Annotated in this window: 18 protein-coding genes; 9 read left to right on the top strand and 9 right to left on the bottom strand. The window is 56.4% G+C overall.

The features are described from left to right. From WJU22_RS23390 to WJU22_RS23420, 7 genes are all read left to right on the top strand, one after another. Entirely contained in the window at positions 1-501 is a 501-nt protein-coding gene (locus WJU22_RS23390; protein WP_341840590.1) for an FKBP-type peptidyl-prolyl cis-trans isomerase, read from the top strand. A 137-nt stretch (positions 502-638) separates the two neighbouring features. Beyond that, positions 639-1,388, top strand: a complete 750-nt coding sequence (locus WJU22_RS23395) for an RNA polymerase sigma-70 factor (protein ID WP_341840591.1) — start codon at positions 639-641, stop codon at positions 1,386-1,388. A 194-nt stretch (positions 1,389-1,582) separates the two neighbouring features. Next, positions 1,583-2,221, top strand: a complete 639-nt coding sequence (locus WJU22_RS23400; protein WP_341843790.1) for a FecR family protein — start codon at positions 1,583-1,585, stop codon at positions 2,219-2,221. Positions 2,222-2,463: 242 nt separating this feature from the next. Next, positions 2,464-5,958, top strand: coding sequence for a SusC/RagA family TonB-linked outer membrane protein (locus tag WJU22_RS23405; protein ID WP_341840592.1), 3,495 nt, complete (start codon positions 2,464-2,466; stop codon positions 5,956-5,958). A gap of 11 nt (positions 5,959-5,969) precedes the next feature. Continuing rightward, complete coding sequence (locus tag WJU22_RS23410) at positions 5,970-7,364, top strand: SusD/RagB family nutrient-binding outer membrane lipoprotein (protein WP_341840593.1); 1,395 nt, start codon at positions 5,970-5,972, stop codon at positions 7,362-7,364. Between the two features lie 112 nt (positions 7,365-7,476). Continuing rightward, positions 7,477-8,907, top strand: a complete 1,431-nt coding sequence (locus WJU22_RS23415) for an L-serine ammonia-lyase (RefSeq protein ID WP_341840594.1) — start codon at positions 7,477-7,479, stop codon at positions 8,905-8,907. Positions 8,908-8,970: 63 nt separating this feature from the next. Then, a complete protein-coding gene (locus WJU22_RS23420; RefSeq protein ID WP_341840595.1) occupies positions 8,971-9,516 on the top strand; it encodes a hypothetical protein in 546 nt (181 codons plus the stop codon). A gap of 62 nt (positions 9,517-9,578) precedes the next feature. Here the strand turns inward: WJU22_RS23420 and WJU22_RS23425 are convergent, their stop codons facing one another. Next, positions 9,579-10,481 carry a M23 family metallopeptidase gene (locus WJU22_RS23425; protein WP_341840596.1) on the bottom strand — a complete coding sequence of 301 codons (903 nt, stop codon included), beginning with the start codon at positions 10,479-10,481 and terminating at the stop codon, positions 9,579-9,581. Positions 10,482-10,535: 54 nt separating this feature from the next. Here WJU22_RS23425 and WJU22_RS23430 point away from each other — a divergent pair, with 54 nt between their 5' ends. Further along, positions 10,536-12,089: an acyl-CoA mutase large subunit family protein gene (locus WJU22_RS23430; RefSeq protein ID WP_341840597.1), complete on the top strand. Its 1,554-nt coding sequence runs from the start codon at positions 10,536-10,538 to the stop codon at positions 12,087-12,089. A 32-nt stretch (positions 12,090-12,121) separates the two neighbouring features. Continuing rightward, the gene (locus WJU22_RS23435) at positions 12,122-13,027 is read left to right on the top strand and encodes a class I SAM-dependent methyltransferase (RefSeq protein WP_341840598.1); all 906 of its coding nucleotides are present in this window, start codon (positions 12,122-12,124) and stop codon (positions 13,025-13,027) included. Between the two features lie 78 nt (positions 13,028-13,105). On the opposite strand, the gene WJU22_RS23440 is transcribed toward WJU22_RS23435, so the two are convergent. The 8 genes from WJU22_RS23440 to WJU22_RS23475 form a co-directional block, all read right to left on the bottom strand. Then, positions 13,106-14,242: a TlpA disulfide reductase family protein gene (locus WJU22_RS23440; protein WP_341840599.1), complete on the bottom strand. Its 1,137-nt coding sequence runs from the start codon at positions 14,240-14,242 to the stop codon at positions 13,106-13,108. Between the two features lie 22 nt (positions 14,243-14,264). Further along, entirely contained in the window at positions 14,265-15,785 is a 1,521-nt protein-coding gene (locus WJU22_RS23445) for a RagB/SusD family nutrient uptake outer membrane protein (protein WP_341840600.1), read from the bottom strand. Between the two features lie 10 nt (positions 15,786-15,795). Further along, positions 15,796-19,248 (bottom strand): SusC/RagA family TonB-linked outer membrane protein, encoded by a 3,453-nt coding sequence (locus WJU22_RS23450; RefSeq protein ID WP_341840601.1) that lies wholly within the window; start codon positions 19,246-19,248, stop codon positions 15,796-15,798. 207 nt (positions 19,249-19,455) lie between these two features. Continuing rightward, entirely contained in the window at positions 19,456-20,613 is a 1,158-nt protein-coding gene (locus WJU22_RS23455; protein ID WP_341840602.1) for a FecR family protein, read from the bottom strand. 204 nt (positions 20,614-20,817) lie between these two features. Beyond that, the gene (locus WJU22_RS23460) at positions 20,818-21,483 is read right to left on the bottom strand and encodes an RNA polymerase sigma factor (protein ID WP_341840603.1); all 666 of its coding nucleotides are present in this window, start codon (positions 21,481-21,483) and stop codon (positions 20,818-20,820) included. Positions 21,484-21,606: 123 nt separating this feature from the next. Next, positions 21,607-23,811: a S46 family peptidase gene (locus WJU22_RS23465; protein ID WP_341840604.1), complete on the bottom strand. Its 2,205-nt coding sequence runs from the start codon at positions 23,809-23,811 to the stop codon at positions 21,607-21,609. 105 nt (positions 23,812-23,916) lie between these two features. Beyond that, complete coding sequence (gene lpdA / locus WJU22_RS23470) at positions 23,917-25,323, bottom strand: dihydrolipoyl dehydrogenase (RefSeq protein WP_341840605.1); 1,407 nt, start codon at positions 25,321-25,323, stop codon at positions 23,917-23,919. A gap of 159 nt (positions 25,324-25,482) precedes the next feature. Then, entirely contained in the window at positions 25,483-26,151 is a 669-nt protein-coding gene (locus tag WJU22_RS23475; RefSeq protein ID WP_341840606.1) for an outer membrane lipoprotein carrier protein LolA, read from the bottom strand. Positions 26,152-26,175: the final 24 nt, after the last annotated feature.

Below are 26,175 nucleotides of genomic sequence, written 5' to 3' on the forward strand. Positions count from 1 at the left end.
ATGAAGAAAATTTACCTTGGCCTGATCGCCCTGGCCGGCATCACCCTGGCCGTAGCCTGCAAGAAAGATAAAGACGACCAACCGCCGTACGACTACGATAAACAGGCCGCCATCGATGAACAGACCATCAAGGATTATATCGCCAAAAACAACCTCACCGGCTTTCAGCGCGATACGACCGGGGTATACTGGAAAGTGCTGCAGAACGGCGAAGGCGGGGATACCATCAAGCTGACCGACCGTTTCAACATCTCCTACAAAGGCTGGCTGCTGAACGGTACCCGGTTCGATTCCGCCAACACCACCACCTTCGACGACGTGCGCCTCGGCACCACCGGCCTCATTCCCGGGTTCAAAGTAGGCTTGCAGAAAACGACCAAAAAAGGGAAAGTGCTGTATTTCATTCCCTCCGTACTGGGATACCGCAATGCCGACCGCGGGACCATTCCGCCGAACAGCGTGCTGAAGTTCGAAGTAACGCTGAACAACTATTACTATTGATCCGGTAGGATTTCCCCTAAAACATATCATGCCCGCCCGGTTACGACCGGAGCGGGCATTTTTCATTCCGCAGAATTTGTAGTACATTTAGAAAGACCACTATCTAACGCTTTTTTCCGGTACTATTCCCCGTCGGCATGCAACGATCGCCCGTTCATATGGCCCCTTCCGTAATGCAGGAACACCGGTTCCTGGAGGTTTTCCGCGACCAGGAGGCCCGCCTCTTCGCGCTGGCACTGCGCATGACGAAATCCGCCGAATTTGCGCAAGACCTCGTGCAGGAAACTTTCCTCAAACTCTGGGAACACCGCGAGCAAATGCCCGACATCCGCAACATGGACGCCTGGCTGTACCGCGTGATGGAAAACAGGCTGATGGACTTCCTCCGCAAAGCTGCGGCCGACGAGCGGTTACGGGAGCGGATATGGACCGCCCTCGCACAGGAGCCCCCTTCCCCCGCTACCATCACCGAAGCCAGGGAATACCACGCCCTCGTTTCCAAAGCCATCGACCAACTGCCGCCCCAACGCCGGCTGATCTACCGCCTCAACCGCGAAGAAGGCATGAGCTACCTCGAGATCGCCGACGAACTGAAAATCTCCCGCCACACCGTCAAAAACCAGCTTTCCTCCGCCCTCCAGGCCATCCGCGCCTTTCTCGTCAAAACCACCGGGCCGCTGTCTGTGCTGCTGACTTTTTTTATTTCCAATAGGAACATTTCCCCGCTGCTCCGTCTTCCTTCCATATACACCCCATTCTACGTATGGAAGAACGGATACATTACCTTTTTAAACGTTATCGCGACAACGCCTGTACCCGGCAGGAATATGAAGAATTCTTCGCCCTGCTGCAACAGGCAGACCACGACGAGGCCGTTCGCCAGCTGATCCGGCAGGCCTGGAACAGCGACGAAGAACTGCCGCACGCCGAAACGTACGTCAACAGCCGCGGGCGCCTCGTACACCCCGCCGGCCGGCAGTTGCGGCTCGTGAAAATGGCCGTGGCAGCGGCACTTGTGGCAACAGTGACCACCGCCGCGTGGCTGCTGTACCCACGTTCCGGCAACACGGGCCCTGTGGCCATGACCGGTCAGCAAACGGCCCGCAAGGAAACGCGGCGGCTGACCCTGCCCGATGGCACCCAGGTTTGGCTCAATACCGCCAGCACCTTGCGATACGCGGAAGACTTCGGGCGAAAGGCCCGCACCGTCTATCTTTCAGGAGAAGCCTATTTCGATGTAGCACAGGATGGCGAACTGCCTTTCATCATCCACACCGGTCATATCTCCACCACCGTACTCGGAACGGCTTTCAACATCCGCGCATATCCCGGCCAGGCAGACGTGATCGTGGCCGTGAGCAGCGGGAAGGTAAAAGTGCAGTACGGGAAAGAAAAATCGGCCACGCTCACCGGCGGGCAACTCGTGAAAGTACGGCCGGAATTCATCCATGACGATGCGCCACGCAACATCGCCACGAAAGACGCCGCTCCCTGGAAAGACGGCAACATGCTGTACGACGGAGAAAAGCTGGCCGATATCATCAGCGACCTGGAACGCACCTACGACGTGCGCATCCGGCTGGCACGGCCGGATTTGGGGGAAGAGCCGGTATCTACCGAGTTCCGGCGCGACATTGGCGCGGAAGCGGCCTTGAAAATACTGTGCAAATTGACGGATAGCCGGCTCACACTGGCAGATGGGACCTATTTAATTCATTAACCAAAATCTGAAACGATGACAAAAAGCTACAAGCGATTGTCAGGCTAGCGCCAGAAATGCGGAGAGCCGCTCCGATTGCGACCCGGCTGCGGCTCCTCCTGCTTTTCAATAATCCCTATTCGGTAATTACTAAACAATTCAAAGCTATGAATTTGTATGTAGAAAACTGCATTTTCATCGACCCCTGCTTGGAAAAAAGACAGCCCCCAAAACCCGGGCCGTCTCGTCTCAACTGGTTGATTATGAGAATATCCATCCTGGCCATCTTATTGACTTTCAACGGAATCCTCGTCGCGGCCGACGGCGCCGGGCAGGATATCCGGAAAGTCGTCGTTTCCGTAGACCTGAACAACGTTTCGCTCCGCCAGGCGCTGCGCGAGATCGGGTCTTTGGCCGACTGCTCGTTCACCTACAAAACCCGCGACCTCGAAGGCTATGGCAACGTGACGTACCGCGCGGCCGGCATTCCCGTCGGCAAGTTGCTCGACGCCCTGTTGCTGCCCAAGGGATTGCAGTATGAACAGATGAACGACCACATCGTTATCAAGAAAATCCCCCCCGGCAACGCCTTCGAAGCCATTCCTGCGGAAGCTCCTGATTTCGACGGCGGCATCCGCGGCATCGTGCGCACTCCAGACGGGCGGCCCCTGCCCTTCGCCACCGTGCAGATCGCCGGCACCTCGCAGGGCACCGTGGCCGACGATGAAGGCCGGTACAGCATCGGCGGGCTCAAAGCCGGGACTTACACGCTGAACGCCAGCGCCATCGGGCATAAAGCGCAAACCGTCACCGTTTCCGTAACGGACGGGTTCACCGTCGCCGATTTTACCATGGAAGCCAACGACAGCCAACTGTCTGAAGTAGTGGTAACGGCCCTGGGCATCAAGCGCGACGAGCGCTCGCTCGGCTACGCGCGCCAGGGCGTGAAGGGCGAGAACCTCACTTTCACCAAAGAACAGAACGTGCTGGGATCGCTCGCGGGCAAGATCGCGGGGGTGCAGGTGACCGGGGCCTCCGGCGCCAGCATGGGCGGCACACAGAAAATAAAGATCCGCGGCGTCAACTCGCTGTCGGGCGCCGACCAGCCGCTCATCGTCATCGACGGTACGCCGATCTCCAACGCCAACTTCGCCGTTTTTGACGGCGCCGATTACGGGAACCTGGCGCAAGACATCAATCCTGAAGACGTGGAAAGCGTGGAAGTGCTCAAAGGCCCCGCGGCATCGGCGTTGTACGGCATCCGCGGTCAATACGGCGTGATCATGATCACCACCCGCAAAGGCAGCAAGGGGCCGAAGAAAGTGAACGTGACCCTCAACTCCGCATTCTCCCTGGAAAAGGCCGGCAACTTCATGCCCATGCAAAACATCTACGGCGCCGGCAATTCGCAGACCTGGAAAACGAACGCGGCCGGTGAAAAAGTCGTGCAAATGGACTGGGATGAAAGCTGGGGAACGAAGATGGACGGAACGCCCGCCCGCCAGGTGTTCAGCTACTACCCCATGGACCCCGATTACGGCAAACTGACGCCGTTCGTGGCCCATCCGGACAATGTGAAAGATTACTACGAAACCGGCTATACGTTCAACAACGGCGTGAGCGTGACCGGCGGCAATCAGAATACCGCCTTCCGGCTCAGCTACAACAATACCAGCATCGGCGGCATCGAGCCGAATACCTGGCTGAAACGGAACAACCTCGGGTTCAGCGGCTCGCTCGACCTGTTGCCCAACCTCACCGTGACCACCAACCTGAACTACGCCACCAACCAGGCGCAGCGCCCGAAACAGGGATCGGAAGACGGCGCGAGGTTTATGGTACAGTGGTTCCAGCGGAACATGGACATGCGCCGGCTGAAAGCATACAAATACCCCGACGGGCGCATGCTGGGTTGGAGCATCGCCGTACCAACGGCCGCCAATCCCGAGCCCTCGCTCACCAACTGGAACAACCCTTATTTCCTGGCGTATGAAAGTCCTGCCAACGACGGCCGCGACCGCTTCTTCGGCGACGTGGGGCTGACGTATGAGGTCATTCCCGGCCTGAAGCTCAGCGGATTTGCGCGGGGCGACATGTTCACGCAGAACATACAGACGCGGCACGGGTTCGGGGGGATAGGCGATCCGTTTTACTCGATCGGTAAATACCAGAACACGGAAATGAACTATGAATTCCTGGCGCAATATTCCAGGAACTGGAACGATTTTTCGCTGAACGCCAACGTGGGCGCGAACAGCTACCGGCGCCAATACAGCTATATGTACGGCGAAACGGTGGGCGGGTTAACGAGCCCGGACTGGTTCAACCTCGAAGCGTCCAAAGACAGGCCGTTGATCGAGAATTATTACAGCGAGAAAAAGATCCGGAGCATGTACGGCCTCGTTTCTTTCGGGTATAAAAACCGTTACTTCCTGGAAGCCACGCTCCGCAACGATAATTCTTCCACCCTCATCCAGGACAACAATTCCTACTGGTACCCTTCCGTTTCCGCGAGCTACGTGTTCAGCGACGACCTGAAATGGAAACCGCTTTCCTACGGCAAGCTGCGCCTCAGCTATGCGCAGGCCGGCAGCGATCTCAACGTGTACGAGACCAGCAACAACTTCGGCGTGGGAACGATCTACACGTTGCCCGACAAATCGGTGGTGAACACCCTGTACGTCCGCGACCGGCTGATCAACCCGAAAATCGAGCCGTCGTTCGCGCATTCGTATGAAGCAGGCGTTGACCTGAAATTCCTCAACAACAGGATCGGCCTGGATTTCACGTGGTACCTCCAGAAAAACGTCAACCAGATCATCAACCTGCCCCTTTCCAGCACCGGCGGGTTTGCGACCACGATCATCAACGCGGGGCTCATCCGGAACAAGGGCTTCGAAATTGCGCTGAGCGCAACGCCGGTCGTAACCAAAAACTTCACCTGGCAAACCGTCTTCAACCTGAACCGCAACCGGAACATGGTAGTGGAACTGGCGCCGGGACAGAACGTTTTCCCGCTGGACAATACGCGGTACTCGCAGGTGGACAGCTACCTGAACTCCTACGTGGGCGAGCCTTTCGGCAGTCTGATCGGGAAAGCTTACCAGCGGGATTCCGCGACGGGCAAGATTTTGCTCGGCGATAACAACATGCCGCTGTACACCTCGGCCACGCACAACTTCGGCTCCGTATTGCCCGACATGACGGGCGGATGGCAGAATACGTTCAGGATCGGGAAGTTTGACGTGGGCGCGATGATCGACTGGCAGAAGGGCGGGCAGTTTTTCAGCCGCACCTGGATGCTGGCCCACAAAACCGGGATCGCTCCGGCCACCGCCGAAATCAACGACAGGGGCAAAAACGTGCGCGACCCGGTATCTGAAGGCGGCGGGGTAAAAGTGAGCGGTATTTCCGCTACCACCAAACAACCCGTGGAAGCCTACGTGGACGCCAGGGCATACTGGCGGAACGTGATGGGCACGCATGTGTACGAAGAATGGCTGGAAGACGCAACCTACGTGAAGCTGCGCGAAGTGCGGATCGGATATACGTTTGACAAGTTGCGCCTGGGACGGCTGCCCGTTCAAAGCATCAACCTGGCCTTCATTGCCCGCAACCCGGCGATGATCTACCAGAAAGCCCCCAAAGGCCTCGACCCGTCGGAGCTTTCGACCGGCGCCACGTCTATCAGCTGGCGCGAAAGCGGGCAGGCCAACACCGTGCGCTCTTATGGTATGAACCTTATTGTGAACTTTTAATGCCGACCGTCATGCGAAACATCCAAATACTGCTTCTATCTGCCCTTGCGCTGGCCGGCTGCAACAAATTCGGGGACATCAACGTAAACCCCAACCTGCCGTCCAAAGCCTCCAACACGCAGCTCATCGCCAATGCCCAGCTGGCGCTGCCGCTGACGCAGGAAGTGCCGCAGGGCGAGTTCCTGGCGCAATTCCTCATGGAAACGCAATATGTGAACCTCTCGCTCTACACCGAGCCGTCTGCCAGCTTCTATACCTTGTACCACGATCCGCTCATGAACCTGGAGCGCGTGCTCACCAAACCGGAACAGCTGCCCGACGACGGGCCCATGGCCAACCAGCTCGCCGTGGCCAAAGTATTGAAAGCATATTATTTCTGGCATATCACCGACCGCTGGGGAGACGTACCCTACAGCCAGGCGCTCAAGGGAGAAACCGACAACACGCCGGAATACGACAGCCAGGAATCCATCTACACCGCGCTCCTGGCGCTGCTCACACAGGCTTCCGGAGAATTCGTGGCGGGCGATATCACGAACGACGTCATCTACGAAGGTGACATCGCCCGGTGGAAAAAACTGTCCAATTCGATCCGCCTGCTCATGGCGTTGCGCATGTCTGAGGTAAATCCGCAAAAGGCCCGCGATGAATTCGGGAAAGCCCTCGCAGCCGGCGTCATGGAAGAAAACGACGATAATTTCGTGTTTCATAACCTGCCCGAAGCCAATAACGAAAGCTTTTGGTACGACCAGTGGACGCGGCAGCGCCGGCAGTGGTGGTCGCCCTCCGAGCTGCTCGTCAACACCCTTAAAGCGCCCAATGACCCGCGGTTAGGTATTTACGCCACGGCCAATGCCGACGCGGGTGTGTATGTCGGATTGCCCTACGGCAGCCTTGACGGCGCTACGCTCTCCAAATGGTCGCTCCTGGGAACGGCCGTGCGCGAGCAGGACGCCCCCGTTTACCTGGTCACCTATGCGCAGGTGCTGTTCGCACTCGCGGAAGGCGCCAAACGCGGATGGATCGCGGGGAACGACGCCAAGGCGAAAGAATATTACGACCAGGCGGTCACCCAGTCGATTTTACAATGGACGGGCAGCACAGACGGCGCTGCGGCGGTGATCGCACACCCGAGCGTGGCCTACGACGCGGCGAACGGCCTACGGTCGATCGCCACCCAGCGCTGGGTGCACCTGTTCATGCACGGCTTCGAGGCCTGGGCCGAATGGCGGCGCACGGGATTCCCGGCGCTGGTGAAAGTGGAAGGGAAAGATGTGCCTTCGCGGCAGGCGTACCCGGCCGACGAATCATTCAATAACGGCGATAACTACCGCGCCGCCATCACCCGGCAATTTGCCGCCGCGGGCGACAGCCAGTACGGAAAAGTGTGGTGGGACAAGAACTGAGGCTTACAACAAAAAAACGGAAACGCCATACGGGAACACGCGCTGCCAGCTTTGGCGGCGCGTTCCTTTTTGTGCCATCAAACCCTTAACTTTGAAGGCTAAACCTGATATTGTGCCACACGAGTGCATTTCCGTATTTGACATATTCAAGATCGGCGTAGGCCCGTCCAGCTCCCATACACTGGGCCCCTGGCGCGCCGCCATGCGTTTCCTCGACGAAATGAAGACACAGGGCAAACTGGATGACATCCGCAAATTGTCGGTGCTCCTCTACGGCTCCCTCGCCAAAACCGGGCATGGCCACGGTACGGACATCGCCGTGCTGCTGGGGCTTTCCGGAGACGATCCCGTTACTTTCGACGTGAACCAGATCGATCCCAAGATCGACGGCATCCGCCGCAACCGGCAGTTGCACCTTCATGGAGACCGGTTTATCGACTTCGATCCCGTTACCGACATCGCCTTTCTTTACGAAGAATCCCTCCCATTCCATCCCAACGCCTTAACCTTTCTCGTCACCCTGCAAAACGGCGAACAGCTGGCGGCCACGTATTACTCGATCGGCGGCGGATTTGTGGTGAAAGAAGGGGAAAACGGCGGTGGAAGCGGCAGCAGCGTAGATCTGCCTTTCCCCATCGATACCGCGCGGCAATTGCTGCAATGGTGCATCAAAACCGGTTTTTCCATTTCCGAACTGGTGATGGAAAACGAGCACGCCTGGCGCAGCGAGGCGGAAACGAAAGCCGGCGTGATGAAAATCTGGGAAGTGATGCGCGACTGCATTTACCGCGGCTGCCATACTACCGGCGAACTGCCCGGCGGCTTGAAAGTGGGGCGCAGGGCGGCGGCGCTGAATACCCGGCTGCTCGGTGGGCGAACGTACCACGATTATCATTCCTGGGTGGAGGCGATCCGCGCGGGCGGACAGCATTTTTCCTATACGCTCGACTGGGTGAGTTGTTTTGCCCTGGCGGTGAACGAGGAAAACGCGTCTTTCGGCCGGGTGGTGACCGCACCTACCAACGGCGCTGCGGGCGTGATCCCTGCGGTACTGCAATATTACATCACCTTCTGCGAAGGTCTGCACGAAGAGCGCATCCTGCAATTCCTGCTGTGCGCGTCGGAGATCGGGAGCATCTTCAAGAAACGGGCGACCATTTCTGCCGCTATGGGCGGATGCCAGGCGGAAATCGGGGTATCGTCGGCCATGGCGGCTGCCGCGCTCACGGAATGCCTCGGCGGATCGCAGCGGCAGGTGCTGATGGCCGCGGAAATCGCCATGGAACACCATCTCGGTCTTACCTGCGACCCCATCGGCGGGCTCGTACAGGTGCCCTGCATCGAGCGGAACACCATGGGGGCCATCAAGGCCATTACCGCCAGCCAGCTGGCCCTGCAAAGCAACCCCGAACTGGCGAAAGTATCGCTCGACGCGGTGGTGAAAACCATGTGGGACACGGCGCTGGACATGAATTCCAAGTACAAGGAAACCTCCGACGGCGGGCTGGCGGTCAATATTCCCATCAGTTTGCCGGAATGTTAACGGAAGAATCCTTTACAAATAACAAATTCCTATTATATTTGTAATTCTAAACGTCACCCGATTATGCCGACAAGTAAGGAATTGTTATTTATTTTGATCATCGCCGGTGCGGTGGTGCTCCTGGTTTGGACCATTAAAGATCTTGTGAAGAAGGGAGAAAAGCAGGATAAGGAGGGGAAGGAAGACAAGAAAGCGGAAACGAAGAGCGAGAAATCGTCCGACATCGTGCTGCCGTTGCAGTTGCAGGCGTACGAGCGCATGATCCTTTTCGTGGAGCGCATTGCCCCCCAGAACCTTATCAGCCGTGTGAACCAGCCGGGTTTCACGGTGCTCGACATGCAGATCGGCCTGGTTTCGAACATCAAGTCGGAGTTCGATCATAACGTGTCGCAGCAGATTTACGTGGCGCCACTGGCCTGGGAAGCGGTTAAAACCGTGAAGGAACAAACCATTTCCATCATCAACCAACTGGCCCTGAAACTGCCGCCAGACGCGCCTTCCATCGAGCTGAACAAGCAGATCCTCGAGCTGTTCATGCAACAGCCGGAATCGCCTTCAGACATCGCTGCGGAGATCATCAACTCGGAAGCGCGGAAACTGATGAAATAGTTACGGAAGATATGTTCTCCATAAAAAAACGGCCCTGCGATGCGGGGCCGTTTTTTTATGCTTCAGGTATGTTTTTTCCGGATCATTTCGTTGAGCAGATAACCGTGCCCGTTAAAGTGGATATACAGCGGTTCGGACGCGTACCAGGGCTTTCCTTCCTCTTTCCGGTGCACCTGGATGTGGAGGTGCGGTTCCGTACTGAAGCCGGAATTGCCGACGCAGCCCAGCGGTTCGCCCGTTTTTACTTCGTCCCCTTCCTTTACCAGTACGCTGCCCTGCCGGAGGTGCCCCATGAAAACGTAGTACCCGCCTGCGTCTATGAGCACCATATTCGTGTTTTTAGGGCCGCGCTTCATGTTGGGCGGGATGTTGTCGGGATCGTCGCCATTGGCGCGGATGACGCGGCCGGAGCAGGGCGCATAGACCGTATCGCCGAAGATGGCGTAATCTTCCAGTTTTTTGGAAAACACTTTGCTGGCGCGGTTCCCCCAGCTGTTGAGCCGCACGATGTCCATCGCGTAAATAGCCCCGCGAAGGCTGAAATGGAATACGTTCGACGGTAATCCCTTCCCGCCCTGCAACACGAAATAGCGGCCTTTCTGCAGGGGAAAATCGAGCTCCACGGTACGCGGCGTGCCGGTGGTACCAGTGAAATACAGGATCACGGCGAGGGTCAGCACTATGGACATCGTTAACCGGAAAAACGGCGAACGGGCGGGCTTGACGGGGTTGCGGCGGAAGAGGGACCATCCGGCCACACACACGTATAATCCCCCGAAAATATATTTAAGATAAATGCTCCCGTACACCCAGGTGCCGTAAAGGTAAACGAACGCCGCCAGCGAAAGGGAAAACAGGATGGTGTAAAGCGCGTCGGGGAAAGGCCTCCGCGTGCCACGGCGCATCATCAGCATGCTCAGCAACGCCAGTCCAATGGTGAAAAACAACAACAAATAAGGAATCATGGCCAGTCAACAAAATTTCCCGCAATTTATCGTTTTTAACCTAACATTGTGAATATGGAAAAGCCAATCAAGACCGATTCGGGAATCGAAATCCGGCCGTTATATGCCACGCCGGTACCGATGGACGAGCTGCCGGGCCGCTTCCCCTTCACCCGGGGCATCCACGCCACCATGTACCGCGATAAACTCTGGACCATGCGCCAGTACGCGGGTTTCAGCACAGCCGAGGAATCCAATAAAAGATATCATTTCCTGCTCAGCCAGGGCGTAATGGGGCTCAGCGTCGCGTTCGACCTCCCCACGCAGATCGGCTACGATTCCGACCACGCCATGGCGGAAGGCGAAGTAGGAAAAGTAGGCGTAGCCATCGATTCGCTGGAAGATATGGAAACGCTTTTCGCCGGCATCGAGCTGGAGAAAGTCTCCACCTCCATGACCATCAACGCCACGGCGTTCATCCTCCTGGCGTTCTACATCGCCCTGGCGAAGAAACAGGGGGCCGACCTGTCGAAGATTTCCGGTACCATTCAAAACGATATCCTCAAGGAATACGCTGCCCGCGGCACTTTCATCTATCCGCCGCAGCCATCCATGCGGCTGATCACCGATATTTTCGATTATTGCAGCCGGGAAGTGCCGAAATGGAATACCATTTCCATCAGCGGCTACCATATCCGCGAAGCGGGCGCCAACGCCGTGCAGGAGCTGGCTTTCACACTTTCCAACGGCAAGGCATATCTGAAAGCCGCGCTGGAAAAGGGGCTCGACATCAACGTGTTCGCCAAGCGCCTCAGCTTTTTCTTCAACGCGCATAACCATTTGTTCGAAGAAGTCGCCAAGTTCCGCGCGGCGCGCAACATGTGGGCGCATATCACCCAAAACCTCGGCGCCACCGATCCCAAAGCGAAAATGCTGCGCTTCCATACCCAGACCGGCGGCTCCACCCTCACCGCGCAGCAACCGCACAACAACATCGTGCGCGTGGCCGTTCAAACCCTCGCTGCCACGCTCGGCGGCACGCAATCGCTGCACACCAACGGGTACGACGAAGCCATTTCCCTCCCCACAGAATCTGCCGCCCGCATCGCTTTGCGCACGCAGCAGATCATCGGTTACGAAAGCGGCATCGCCGACACGGTAGACCCGCTGGCCGGTTCGTATTACGTGGAGGCGTTGACGAAGGAAGTGGAGGAACGCGCCTGGGAACTTGTCCATAAGATCGACGCCATGGGCGGTTCCGTGAGCGCCATCGAGCAGGGGTTCATCCAGGACGAGATCGCCAGAAGCGCTTATCAATACCAGCAGGAAATCGAGAATAACGAAAAAATCATCGTCGGTGTGAACAAATTCGTCGTGGAAGAAGCCTCAGATACCGAGGTATTCCGGATCGACGACAGCATCCGCAAGCTCCAGTCCGAAAAGCTGGCCTCCCTCCGCGCCCGCCGCAACAACGAAAAGGTGAAATCCTTACTGGCGGCCATTTCGGAGCGGGCAAAAACGACCGAGAACCTCATGCCGCTCGTTGTGGAAGCCGTGGAACATTACTGTACCCTCGGCGAAATCGCCGATACGCTCCGGAACGTCTGGGGGGAATACAAGGGGATTTAATTTTGTTATCTTGCAGCCAGTTTTCTAACCACATGAATCGGATCGACTACCAGCAATGCCCGGTTTGCCAATCGGACCGCATCAGCTACAAGCTGACGGCAAAAGACTATACCGTATCTCAGGAAAAATTCGATATCTGGGAATGCGCCGCCTGCACGGCCCGTTTCACCCAGCACATTCCTCCTATCGAAGCCATCGGCGCGTATTACCAATCGGCCGAATATATTTCGCATTCGGATACCCGTGAAGGGCTTATCAACAAGATGTACCACAGCGTCCGCAAGATCACCATGCGCTCCAAGCAGAACTGGGTGAAAACGGCGGCCGGCGTGAAATCCGGCAACCTGCTCGATATCGGCAGCGGCAGCGGTGCGTTCCTGCACCATATGCAACTGCTGGGCTGGAACGTTACCGGCCTGGAACCGGACGCCGGCGCGCGGGAGACCGCCCAGAAAAACTACGGCCTCGATACGCGCCCGGTACACGAATTGTTTGAACTGCCCGAAGAACAGTTCGATTGCATCACGATGTGGCATGTGCTTGAGCATGTGCACGACCTCCAGGGTTACCTGGAGCGGATCCGGAAACTCCTGAAGCCCGGAGGCGCCCTACTCATCGCCGTCCCCAACTACACCAGCACCGATGCCCGCCTCTATGGCGAGTTTTGGGCGGCATACGATGTGCCCCGCCACCTGTACCACTTCTCCCCCGTTTCCATGGACGTGCTCATGCAGCGCCACGGGTTCTCCATCCGGCAAAAGTACCCCATGGTATTCGACGCGTTTTACGTGAGCCTGCTCAGCCAGAAATACAAAACGGGGAAAGACGGCTTGATCGCCGGCGCGTGGAAAGGCTTCCGCTCCTACTGGAAAGCCTGGCGGCATGTGAACAAATGCAGCTCGATCGTGTACGAGATCAAGCCTGCCGACGCACCCTGACCACATTTCAGATTACATAGAAAAAGCCCGTCCGGTTTTACCAGGACGGGCTTTTTCGTATATCACTTACCGTTATACCTAGTTCAGGACTTCCGCCAGTTTTTTCTCCAGCGCCTCGCCGCGAAGGTTCTTCGCGATGATTTTGCCTTGCGGGTCTACCAGGAAGTTCTGCGGGATGCCGCGGATGCCGTAGAGGCGCGCCACTTCATTGTCCCAGAACTTGAGGTCGCTCACTTGCGTCCAGGTCAGCTTGTCGTCGGCGATCGCTTTCAGCCATTTGTCTTTGGCGTTGGGCTGGTCGAGCGAAACGCCGAGCACGGTAAAGTTCTTGTCTTTATACTTTTCGTACGCCGCTACCACGTGGGGGTTCTCGGCGCGGCAGGGGCCGCACCAGGAGGCCCAGAAATCGATCAGGGTGTATTTGCCGCGGAAGTCGGCCAGTTTCACCGGCTTGCCTTCGGTATCGTTCTGGGTGAATTCGGGCGCCTGTGCGCCAACGGCTGTCTTTTTCCAGCCATCGATCGATTTGGCGAAGTTTTTACCGTTATCGGAAGACTGGATCGCGGGGGCGAGGGATTTGAAATACCCTTCGATCTCGTCTACGTTATCGGGCAGGGAGCCGGCGAACTGCTGCAATACGTCGACGGCGATGGGCGATTTCGTATTTGCTTTGATGAACACCAGCTGGGCAGCCTTCTCTTCTTTGCGGATGGCATCATACTTGGCGTTCATATCCTTCTGGAAATCCGCGCCTTTGCGGGCTTCAGGGCTTGCGGCGCTCCATTCCTTGTTTACCACTTCGTATTTGTCTTTCGCAAATTTGGTAGCCTGCTGATAGCGGGAGAAATCGGCGTTGAGCGGGCCGCCTTTCACGGTAGCTTCTTCGAGGCCTTTGGCGCTTTTAACGGACAGGTCCCCTTTTTCGAGGTACAGGTTGATCATGTCGTAATTCATGGCTACGGCTTTGCCCGGAACGGGGATCGCGCGTACCACGAGCGTGCCGCGAACGGCGGAGGGAACGGTGCCCTTGAACGAGAAAGCCCCGTTGGTCAGCTCAGACGAATCGGTGACGTTGGTGGCGCCTTTACGGTAATAAAGGTACGCCCGTGAAGCTTCTGCGGGGGTTTCGATCTGCCCCTTGATCTGGAACGGGATATCCTGTGCCAGCATCGTCAGCGGCAGCAGCATACCTGCGAGGGTGAGGGTTTGTTTCATATTGAATGTGCGGTTTTAGTTGTCAAAACGTTCTGTTGTCCAGCGGTACGTTCCAATGCGGATTATACTGCAAAATGGTATTGGCGATGTTCATGATGAAAAAATCGGAATCGATGCCGGCTTCGAAGGTTTCCGTTCCAACTTTGTGGACGATCTTCGTTTTCTGCCAGGGTTTTCCGGCGTCGAGCACGAGGCGCTTCAGGTCCAGGAACCGTTTGATCCCACTGGCGGGCAACTCCCTGCGGCGCTCCTTCAGTACTTCGGCGATCACATCGTCCTGCGAGCCCACGCCCAATGGCGGCGTTCCCGTCTTAAAACGATATTTACGGAGCAGGTTCAGATCGGCAACGGCTTCGGCCAGCTTGCCCGTCCGCGCATAAGCTTCCGCCCGCATCAACAATACTTCCGGATAAGTGAAACCCGACGTCAACTGTGTCTTCGACCCGCGGTAAAACTGTACCCGCTGGCCGTCATCGTAATTTACACCATTATACGATGTTTTGTACCCGGGAGCGGTAAGAAAGTAGTAAGTATACCGCAAGTCCGCCTGGGCATCGAAAAGCCCGGTAAACTCGGCAGACGGGTAGCTGGACGAAGAGCGCCCCGCTCCCCTGTCTTCCGACCGGTACAGCAGAATTTCCCGGTTATTGTTGGCATCCAGGAAGTTATCCTGCGCTTTGATGGTACTGCTGAGGATGTTGCCGGGGTTCGTCCAGCTGAAACCATTGTAATCGTAGATCACCCGGTCTGGCCCGCCATTGGCCGTGGCGCCCGTCCATGCGAGATTGGCGTAATGCGCCACGCTGTCGTACCGGCGGGTGAACAGGTGATAGTACGCGAGCATGGCCTGCACGGCGGTTTTGTTGGCACGCGTGGGCCAGTTGGTGGCGGCCGGCGCATCGGGGAGCGCGGCATGCAGGTCTTTGGCGGCGAGCTTGAACACCTCTTCCTGCGTCGACAAATCTACCATCGGCGCATTGAGGTCGGCATTCGTGAGATACGGGATCGTGCGGGTGTTGTTGGCCGTTCCGGGTTTATAAACCGGGCCATACACGAGGTTATGCAGGAAATACTGGAACCCTCTTCCCGCGCGCGCCTGCGCCAGCACGGCGCGGGCAAATGGCAGGTCTTCGTTGCTGATGGACTTCAATCCACCGATACCGTCGATGATATTGTTGTAATACGCCGCCGCACGATAGGTGCCCCAGTCCCAGAAATAATCCGAGGTATTGGGATTGCGGTACGGCTTGCGGAACGTATACGCGTAAAAACGGTCGATATTGGGATGGTTATTGGCCTTGTACGCCACTTTGGCGATCCCTTCAGACAGTTCGAGGTTATCGTTCAGATACCCGATCATGCTGCCGCCGTTGTTGTCGAGGAAAATGTACTGCGCCGTGCCGGTATTGTCGAGCAACTTGTCGAAATCAGCCACCTCGGAAGGTATCAGCTTCCCTTTGGGTTTTACGTCGAGGAATTTGTTGCAGGAAGTAAGGGCGCATCCTGCGGCGACGATCGTTATGATGGAACGTAATTTTGGCATGCTGTCGGTTTTAAAGGGTGAACATGATACCCACATACAATTCGGGGCGCAAAGGCAGGGTGGTATAGCCCTGTTCGGTAAATGCGCCCGTTCCGCCGGAAGTATTGATATCGGAAATCTCCGGATCGCGGCGGTCGCTGTTGGCGGTGATCATCACCAGGTTGCGCGACTGGAAATACAGCTTGCTGTCTTTGATGCCCGCGCGTTTCAATATCTGCTTCGGCAGGGTGTAGCTCAGCGTCACATCACGCAGCTTGAGGAAGTTGGCGCTTTCCACCAGCACATCGCTGTACGGGAAATAGAACATATCCATGTTCCAGGACGTGAGTTTCGGATAGATGGTATGCGCTTCGTCGCCGGGTTTGCGCCAGCGTTCGGCTACGTGTTTGTTGATGTAGTTGGAACCGGAGAACGAATCTTTCCGGAGCACGTTGCCGGTGCGGGCGATGATCATGAAAGACAGGTCGAACTGGCGGTAGCTGAGGGTGTTCGTCATGCTCATGACGTACGGCGGCCGGAGGGTGCCTGCATACACGAGATCGCCGACTTTTGCGTTCCCGCCGCCGGTCAGCTTCCCTTCCGCATCGTAAAACTGCGCCACGCCGTTATTGTCGAGCCCGGCATAGCGATAGGCGTACAGCGCGTCGAGCGGGTCGCCTTCCTTGCGGATAGCGCCGTTCGTGAGGCTGGACGGATAAATGTAATTCACATTGTATTCCTTCACCGTATTCTTGTTATACGCGAAAATGACCTGCGCGTTCCACACGAAATCCTTCCGCTTCAGCACATCCGATTCCAGTGAAACCTCGATGCCCTGGTTCAGTATTTTGCCGGCGTTCTTGATCTGGCTGGTAAACCCTTTCGTGGGGTCCATCGCGTCGGAAGCCAGCACGTCCGTACTGAATTTGCGGTAATAGTCGAGCGTCATCCGCAGGCGGTTGCGAAATACCGCTACGTCCGTCCCCACGTTCATCACGTTCGTTTTTTCCCAACGCAGGCTGTTGTTCGGCGGGGAAGTAATGGAGTAGTTGATATCTCCCACAACGGAAGAGAACGAGCCGGGCGTCACGATGAGGAACGGCCCGCTTTTGAGGGATATGTTCCCGTTGATGCCGTAAGAGCCGCGGATATTGAGCTTGTCGATCCAGCTGACGTTGAAGAAACGCTCTTTCGCCAATTTGTACGTTCCGCCCACGCTCCACAGGGGCTTGTACCGGAATTTGGGATCGGTGCCGAAGAAGTTCGTCTGGTCGAGCCGGATGCTGCCGCTTACGATAAAACGGCTGTCGTATTCATAAGAGCCGTTCGCGTACCAGCTCACGAACCGGTTGTCGTTAAAGACGTATGAGCCGATAGTGGCAGATGGACGGCCGGTACCGAGCATATCGCTGTTGTACACGCCGGCATTGTAATCGGCATGATTGAAGGTATTGAAGGTGCCCGCCTGGTCGTTGTACCCGAAGCGCGTGGGATAGGCGTTGTTATCGGTCACGGTTTGACTGATTTCCATCCCCGCGATGGCCGCCACGTAATGTTTCAGCCCGAGGTTCCGGTTGAAGCCCAACTGGCCGCGCAGCATGTAGTATTGCGACATCCCCCGCGATTCGTTGACCATTCCGCCATCCGGAACATAATGTTTGGCCGGGTTGGCGACAGACGTGGCATCGTTGAACCCGATCCGCATGCGGTAGGAATTCTTGTCGTAAACAGACCGGCTGTTGGTATACGATCTCGACCAGTTGCCGCCCAGCTCCGCCGTCAGCCCATCGATGATGGTAGCCTGGATGTTGCCGCCGAAACGGGCCAGGAGGGATTGTGTGCGGGTGGTTTCGAGGGTCAGGTCTTCGAGGGGGTTATAATACGCGGGTTTCAGGCCGGTGAAAGTGGCGTACCGCTCGTCGCGCCGGATGTTGCGGGTGAAGAGGCGCGCCGGGTCGCCGTTTTCGTCTACCACCGCGCTGTACGGCTGCACGAGCGAAGTGGACGTGAACGCCAGCAAATCTGACCACTGCCGTACCGGCGATTTGGACGTAGCGTAATTGATGTTCGTGAACAGGCTCACACCGATATTTTTTACCGGGCGCCAATCGTTCTTGAAATCGAGGATCATGCGGTCGTCGCTGCTGCCTACGGTGTTGCCTGAGTTGGAAATGTAGCGCAGGGCTGCGTTGAGCGAGTTTTTCTCGCCGCCGCCGGAGAGGGAGATATTATGCTGCTGGCTGAACTGGTGACGAAAGTATTCCTTCTGCAGCATTTCGCCGGTGTTTGTGTTGCGCAGCGTTTGCAGGCGGTCTTCGACCTGTTTGTCGGTCAACCAGCCCTGGTTTTTGGCCAGCAGCAGGTAGTTGACTTCGGTGAAGGAGCCGTATGCGTTGTAGCTGTTGAGATACGAGTTGGGGTCCTGGTTGAAGAGATCCGTTTCCGCATCGATGTAATCGGCGGCAGAAGCGCGGTTGAGGTAGGAAACTTCCGGCCGGAGCGTGATGCCGGTGGAGCCACGGTACTGCACGCGCATGGTGCCGGGGCGGCCTTTGCGGGTGGTGATCACGATCACGCCGTTGCTCGACCGGGCGCCGTAAATAGACGCGGCCACCGCATCTTTCAGCACGGTGATGCTTTCGATGTTGTCGATGTTGATGCTTTCGAGGTCTCCCTGCGTTGGGTAACCGTCTACTACCAGCAGGGGTTTTGTTTCGGCGTTGATGGTAGAAACCCCGCGGATTTCCACATTCCCGTCTTTGGTCACTACCACGCCCGCGGCCTGCCCTTCCAGTGCGGCCCTGAGATCGGGCCGGAGCTTGGCTTCCAGCCGGGTGGGGGAAATGAAGGAGAAAGAACCGGTGGCCCTTTCCGCGGAAATGCTCTGGTAGCCGGTGTTTACTACCTGTACTGCTTCGAGCTTGCTGGGAACGGCTTCCAGGCGCAACGTAACGGCCGATCGCCCGCCCAGCGCCACTTCCTGCCGGGTAAACCCGATGGAAGAGAATACGAGCACGGCATTCGGGGATACGTCCGTCAACGAGAACTCACCGTTTTCGTTGGTTTGCGTTCCCCGGTCGGAACCTTTTACCTTGACGGATACGCCGGCCAAAGGCGCCCCGCTCACGTCCGTCACGCGGCCGTTTACGGTGATGAACTGCGCTTCCGCGGGCGTTGCGGGGTATACCCGCGGCATCGCCAGGAGGATGATCGTTTTGTCTTCGATAGCGAACCGCAGGCCCTGGGGCTCCAGCACGTCTTCCAGCACCTCCTGTACAGACGCGGCCCGGGCACTGTAAGTTACGGGCACGGCGCGTTGCAGCAGGTTGCTGTTATAAAAAACGATGTAGCCGGACTGTCGCTGGATAGCTTTGAAAACCTCCGTCAGCGGTGCATTACGGACGGTCAGCGTCACTTTTTGAGAGCTGGCGGCGGCGCTTACATGCAGGAAGCCGATCAATAAAAGACTGGTTGATAATTTCATAGCTCTCCACAAAACTTTGTGTTGGTACAAAGCATCAAAAAAAAGCATAGATTTGACTTTGGTGATAAAAAATTGGTTAGCGTCAATTGTATCGCCCCCGGCCGGTCATGTTAGCGCATCACCGGCCTTTTTATATCGGGCAAATGGTTGGTGTCGGGAATTACATTTGGTCGATAAGCATTTCGTTTTTTATGGTTAAAAAATAATTTATTGAATAACGGTGATGACCCGTCCCTCCACTTTGAATTTCACCTGGTAGCGTTCCAGGATCTTCAATACGCTGGTGAGGGGAAGGCTCCGTTGCATGCCGCCGCCAAAGCGCAGACCGGATACATTTGCTTCGTATTTTATTTTTACATCGTACCACCGTTCCAGTTCCTGCATCACGGTTTTTATATCTGCATCGCTGAAGCTGAAAAACCCGTTCTTCCAGGCCACCGCCTGTTCCGTATCGGCCGGCGAAATGCGGATCGTCCCGTTTTGGGAGACAGCCTGCTGCCCGGGCTCCAGCTGCCGCTGGTTCACGGTTACCGCGCCTTCCAGGAGGGTCACCACCTGCGCGGGCTGCTCTTCGTAGGCAGACACATTGAAGTGCGTACCCGTCACCTTCACGTCCGTTCCGCCATCCGTTTTTACCACAAAGGGTCTGGATGCATCTTTCGCCACTTCGAAATACGCTTCCCCCGTCAGCTCCACCACCCTTTCAGGGCCCACGAATGCCGTGGGATAACGCAGCACGCTAGCGGCATTGAGCCAAACGTTGGTGCCGTCAGACAGGGTGAGCCGGTATTGCCCGCCGCGGGGCGTGGTGAGCACGTTCCTGGCCGCAAAGGTGGAATGCTCGTCGTTGTACGCCAGCTGCCCGTTTTGCAGCTTGCTGATCCGCGTGCCGCCCTGTTGCGCCAGCTTCCCTTCCGCCGCGGTGTCGAGTACTATCTCCTGTCCGTTGGCCAACAAAAGCGTAGCGTGATTGCCGCCCGGAGGCACGTCGTTCCTGTATCGCCCGTCCATCGAAACCGCCGCCGGCGGCAGCTTCTCCTGTTCACGACCGAAATACTTCAATCCGCCCACGGCCAGCAATCCTGCCACCACAGCCGCCGCCGCCCACTTCCACCAGGTCCGCCGCAATGGCACAACCGGAGTTCCGGCATCGGCGTCCAGGATGCGCTGCCGCACGGCTTCCCAGCGCACGGGGTCGTAATCTTCGCCCCCGGCAGATGTTGCCATCATGTCGGTGAGCAGCGAAATGAAAAGAGCTTCATTACTTTCATCCTGCAACAACGCGTTCAATTCCTCCGTTTCCGCCGCAGACATGCGGCCATGGAGATGCAGACCAAGTAAATGCCTCAGTTTATCTTCCTGCATAAATTCGTAAGTTCATTTTGTGGAATAGTGCCAGTCGCCCGGGGGATACACCCCCTCCGTTATATAAGAATCGGCCCGAAAAGGAAAGGACCTATCGTCTTAAAAAAATTTATCCTCCGGCGCAGCCGCCTTCCATTCATTCTCCGATCAACAGCATGCGCTACGCTTTGCATGCGGGAAAGAAACATACATCCTGCGAAGCCGTTACCCGATCATCCCTGCAACAACGGTATGCTCGACGTTTTGCACGCGCAACAGCTGCGTCCAGCCGTCGAATCCATTCAAATTCCAGCACAGCAACAACAGCGGAATGATCCTGCCATGGCGCGACAGGTACGCGCGAACGTCTTTCAAAGCCAATACCAGCGTATTTTTCACAGAATTGGGAGACAGTCCCAGCATCTCCGCGATCTCCGGGATCTTCATCCCCTGCTGCCGGCTCATGGTAAAAACGCGCTTGCGCTGCGCGGGCATTTTCGCTACCGCTTCCGCAACCAGGCGGCGGGTTTCGCGCATAGACAGCTCGGCCTGCAGACTATCGTCGGTTTGCTCTTCTCCCGCTGCCGCGCCGGCGCGCAGGCGCATTTCCCGCGCTTCTTTCCGCATCCAGGTGTAACATTCGTTCGCCACCACTTTGTAGAGCCAGGCTTTCGGCTGTTCTACTTCCGGCAGTTTATCACGGCTGAGCCACACGCGCAGAAACGAAGCCTGTACCACTTCCTCGGCGGCGGCCTGCTGCTTTACCATGCGGAGTATGAACGGGAGGAGCGCCGAAACGGAGGTACGGAACAGTATGCCGAATGCTTCTTCGTCTCCTTCACTGATCCGGTTAAACAGTTGGTTGATGTTAATAAGCGATAGTTGGTCCATGTATGCGCTGTGTCGTCCGGTTAAGTGCTGTTGGATAAAAGTACTGAAAATGAAGTATGTTTTCCCGCAGGCACAAAAAAAAGCCGGTCTTCGCAGACCGGCTTTCCTTCCCGAATGTGTGCGTTACGCCGCCTTCCTGCGAACGGGCACTACTTTCGATTTCTTCGGATGCACGAGTTTCATTTCTTCCACCAGGTGCGTGGCCCCGGCGAATTTGTCGACTACGAAAAGTACGTAGCGAATGTCTACCATGATGTTGCGGCAGATAGACGCGTCGTAGTTGATGTCGCTCATCGTGCCTTCCCAGGTGCGGTCGAAGTTCAGGCCGATGAGGTTGCCGTGCGCGTCCAGGGCAGGACTGCCGGAATTGCCGCCGGTGGTATGGTTGGAGGCGATGAAGCACACCGGCATTTTGCCGTTTTGTCCATATTGTCCGTAGTCCTTACTGGCGTGGAGCTGGCGGAGTTTCTCGGGTACGTCGAACTCGTAATCGCCCGGTTTGTATTTTTCCATCACGCCATCTAGCGTGGTCATGAAATCATATTCCACGGCGTCGCGGGGAGAATAGCCGCCCACTTTACCGTAGGTAAGGCGCAGGGTGCTGTTGGCGTCGGGATAGAAGCGCCGGTCTTTCAGCACATCCATCTGCGCCTGCATGTAGCGGCGCTGGAGGCGGTTGATGTCTGACTGGATGGCGTCGTGCGGTTTGCTCACCAGTTCGGCGTAGCCGTTCCGCAGGCCGATGAGGAGCCTGGTGGCAGGGTCTTTCCAGATATCGGTAGCCACGGTGGCGTAAGGCCGGCTGAGGAATGCTTTCAGCGCGTCGTAGCTGGTGAGCGCCGATTTGCTGAAGATATTGTCTGCCGTGGTTTTGCCGTCTTTATTCGTTTCCATCCAGATCTGATAGCCTTCGCCGCCGATCTTGTTGGAGGGCACTTCCTTGAAATACAGGTCCAGCAAAGCCGTGGTCACATCCTTGTCTACCGCGGTGCTGTAATTTTTGAAAGTGGATTCGGTGGAAGCGAGGAATTTGTCGCGCAGCGCGGGATATTCGGCTTCGCCTTTCGCACGAACGTCCTGCATGAGGTTTACGACGTTGTTGGCCATGTTGAGGATTTCCGTGTTGCGGACGAGCTCGGTATAATAATCGCGGGCCACGGCATAGGGCGCCAGGTCGTCGTACAGTTTATTGAGCGAATCCAGCAATCCGCCGTATTCTTTGCGCAGCGCGGGATTGGCCTGTACGCCTTCGGTGAAGCGCTTTTCATACGCCAGCTTCCGTTGGAGGCCCCCGGTCTGCTGCACGCCCTGCATCTCACCGATCCATTTTTTCCAGGCGTTGGCCATAGAGGCCTGTTTGGCGGCATATTGAATCTTGATCTGGCTGTCTTTCCGCATATACCCGTCGATCACTTTAAGCGCCGCATCGCGCACGCCAACGCGCGCGGGGTCCTGCCCTTCCACGGTCAGCTGCATGGCGCGGGAAGGCAGGTATTCGTTGGTGCGGCCGGGGAACCCGAACACCATGGTGAAATCGTTTTCCGCTACGCCGTCCAGCGAAATGGGCAGGAAGTGTTTGGGCTGCAGGGGCACGTTGTCCAGGCTGTATTCCGCGGGTTTATTGTCTTTCCCTGCGTATACGCGGAACATGGAGAAGTCGCCCGTATGGCGGGGCCACATCCAGTTATCGGTATCTGCGCCGAATTTGCCGATGGAAGACGGCGGGGTGCCTACGAGGCGGACGTCTTTATAGGTTTCGGTCACGAAGAGGAAATACTGGTTGGCTTCGAAGAAGGGCTTGATGAGCACTTCCTGCCAGGATTCCTTTTTCGCGGAAGATTTGATGGCTGCGAGGTTTTTGTCGATGGCCGACTGCCGGCCGCGCTCGTCGAGGTTTCCGCTCACGCCGGCGAGAGCCTGTTTGGTCACGTCTTCGATGCGGACGATGAAGGTGGCGGTGAGCCCGGGATTGGGGAGCTCTTCGCGTTGGGTGCGTGCCCAGAAGCCGCGGTCGAGGTAGTTATTTTCGAGCGTGGTGTGTTTCTGGATGGCGTCGTACCCGCAGTGGTGATTGGTGAGGAGGAGGCCTTTGGAGGAAATGATCTCGCCGGTGCAGAAACCGCCGAAGCTCACGATGGCGTCTTTCAAACTGCCTTTATTCACGTTGTAAATATCGGACGCGTTGATTTTCAACCCCATTCCCTTCATTTCTTTCTCGTTCAGCGAGCCCAGCAGGTGGGGGAGCCACATCCCTTCCGTAGCGGAAGCGGAGATATGGGTGGCGATAAGGGCCCCCAGCAGCAGGTATAGCTTAAAAGTTTGCCGCATAAGTTTGATTTGGTGAAACAAAGCGGCAATTTAAGGAAAGCGCGCAACATGAAAAAAGGGCGTCCCGATGAACCGGGACGCCCTTCCATATGCGGTAATAAACTATTACAGGTGGATAGCTTCGCCATAAGCCGCCTCGATGGCATCTTTTACCGCCTCGGCCATGGTCGGGTGCGGGTGGATGCTGTTGAGCACTTCCTGGTAAGTGGTTTCCAGGGTGCGGGCGGTAACGGTCTGCACGATGGCTTCCGTCACGTTCGCGCCGATCATGTGGGTGCCCAGCCATTCGCCGTATTTGGCGTCGAAGATCACTTTTACGAAACCTTCGGTAGCGCCGGCGCCAACGGCCTTGCCGGAAGCGGTATAGGGGAATTTGCCCACTTTCACTTCGTAGCCTGCTTCTTTCGCCGCTTTCTCGGTATAACCTACGGAAGCGATCTCGGGTGCGCAATACGTACATCCCGGAACGTTGTTGTAGTCAACAACTGCGGGTTTGTGGCTGTATTTCTTCTCGTTGTAGGCGATGGCTTCCACGCAGATGATCGCTTCGCGGGAAGCAACGTGCGCGAGGGCCTGGCCGGGAACGATGTCGCCGATGGCGTAAACGCCGGCAACATTGGTTGCGTAGTATTTATCGACCAGTACCTTGCCCTTGTCGGTTTTAACGCCGAGGGTTTCGAGGCCGATGTTTTCGATGTTGGAGGTGATGCCCACGGCGCTCAGCACAACGTCGGCTTCGAGGGTCACTTCGCCGGAAGCGGTTTTCACCTTGGCTTTCACGCCGGTTTTGGTGGCTTCAACGGCTTCTACGGAAGAATTGGTCATCACGTCGATGCCTTTCTTCTTGTAGATTTTTTCCAGTTCCTTGGAGATATCTTCGTCTTCCACCGGCACGATGCGCGGCATGAATTCAACGATGGTCACTTTGGTGCCCATGGTAGCGTAGAAGTAAGCGAATTCCACGCCGATGGCGCCGGAACCTACTACGATCATGCTTTTGGGCTGTGTGGGGAGGTTCATGGCCTCGCGGTAGCCGATCACGGTTTTGCCGTCGATCTTCAGATTCGGCAGCTCGCGGGAGCGGGCACCGGTGGCGAGGATGATATGTTTGGCTTCGTGAACGGCGGTTTTACCGTCTTTGTCGGTCACTTCCACCTGTCCTTTCGCTTTCAGTTTACCGTTGCCGAGGAGCACGTCGATCTTGTTCTTCTTCATGAGGAACTGAACGCCTTTGCTCATTTTGTCGGCCGCGCCGCGGGAACGTTTGATCACCGCGGGGAAATCAGCTTTCGCATCGCCTACGGTCACGCCGTAATCTTTGGAATGCTGGATATATTCCATTACCTGTGCAGATTTCAACAATGCCTTGGTTGGGATACATCCCCAGTTCAAACAGATACCGCCCAAATTCTCCCGTTCTACTATCGCTGTTTTAAAACCCAGTTGAGAAGCCCGGATAGCCGCCACGTATCCACCGGGACCGCTACCAATTACGATTACGTCGTATGCCATATTGCTTGATTTTTAAAATAAACGTGGCAAATGTAGTAAAAAAAGGAAAGTTACCCATGATATCCGCCCAGACATGACAATGCCGGGATACTCGGCCCAACGGCCATAAAAAAGGCCCCCTTGCGCAGGGGGCCCTTTCGATATCTTCCGAAGCCGTAATTACCTGAGGTCCACCACCTCAACGCCGGGATGCTTCTTGGCGTCGAAAGTGAACATATCGTCGGTCACCGCGCCATTGGGCTGGAAACTGTTGATCTCGTAAGTATAACGGTTGCCGTTTTTCTCGAACACTTTCATGCGCGCCAGCGTCTGCGTCTTCTTGTCCACATCGATCAGCACTTTGAAAAAAGGCTTCGATTTGTCGGTCGGGGTGAGCTCGATATTCTGCAACACTTTCCCTTTTTCGCTGGTTTCGCCGTTGAGTTTGTACAGGAAATCCTTGTCGTAGAAGTTGGTGAAGATCTTCGCCGGGGTCATGCCCTGGCTGCTTTGGTCCACATTATTGATGGTCACCTCGTTCACGTCTTTGGCGTAGGTCCAGGAAGTCTTGTTGTCGCTGATGATCTCCTGGTCGCCCATCACCACCTTATATTTCGTGCCTTTCACGTACACCGAGCCCTTTTTGGAGTCGGACACGCTGTTATTGGCACCTTCCACTTTCAAAACGAAATTGGCGATAACAGATTTGAGGGACTTGAACTTTTTGCTCACGTTGTCGAGCACCACCTTGGCCTTCGGATCGCTTTTGCCCGTCTGTGCCATGGCGCCGCCCATCAGTCCGCAAAGAACCAGCCCCGTAAATACCGTTTTCTTGATCATTCTGTTCATTTTAAGTTTATTCTCAGGTAAGAT

It is taken from the genome of Chitinophaga caseinilytica (genome assembly GCF_038396765.1).
GTDB lineage: Bacteria > Bacteroidota > Bacteroidia > Chitinophagales > Chitinophagaceae > Chitinophaga > Chitinophaga caseinilytica.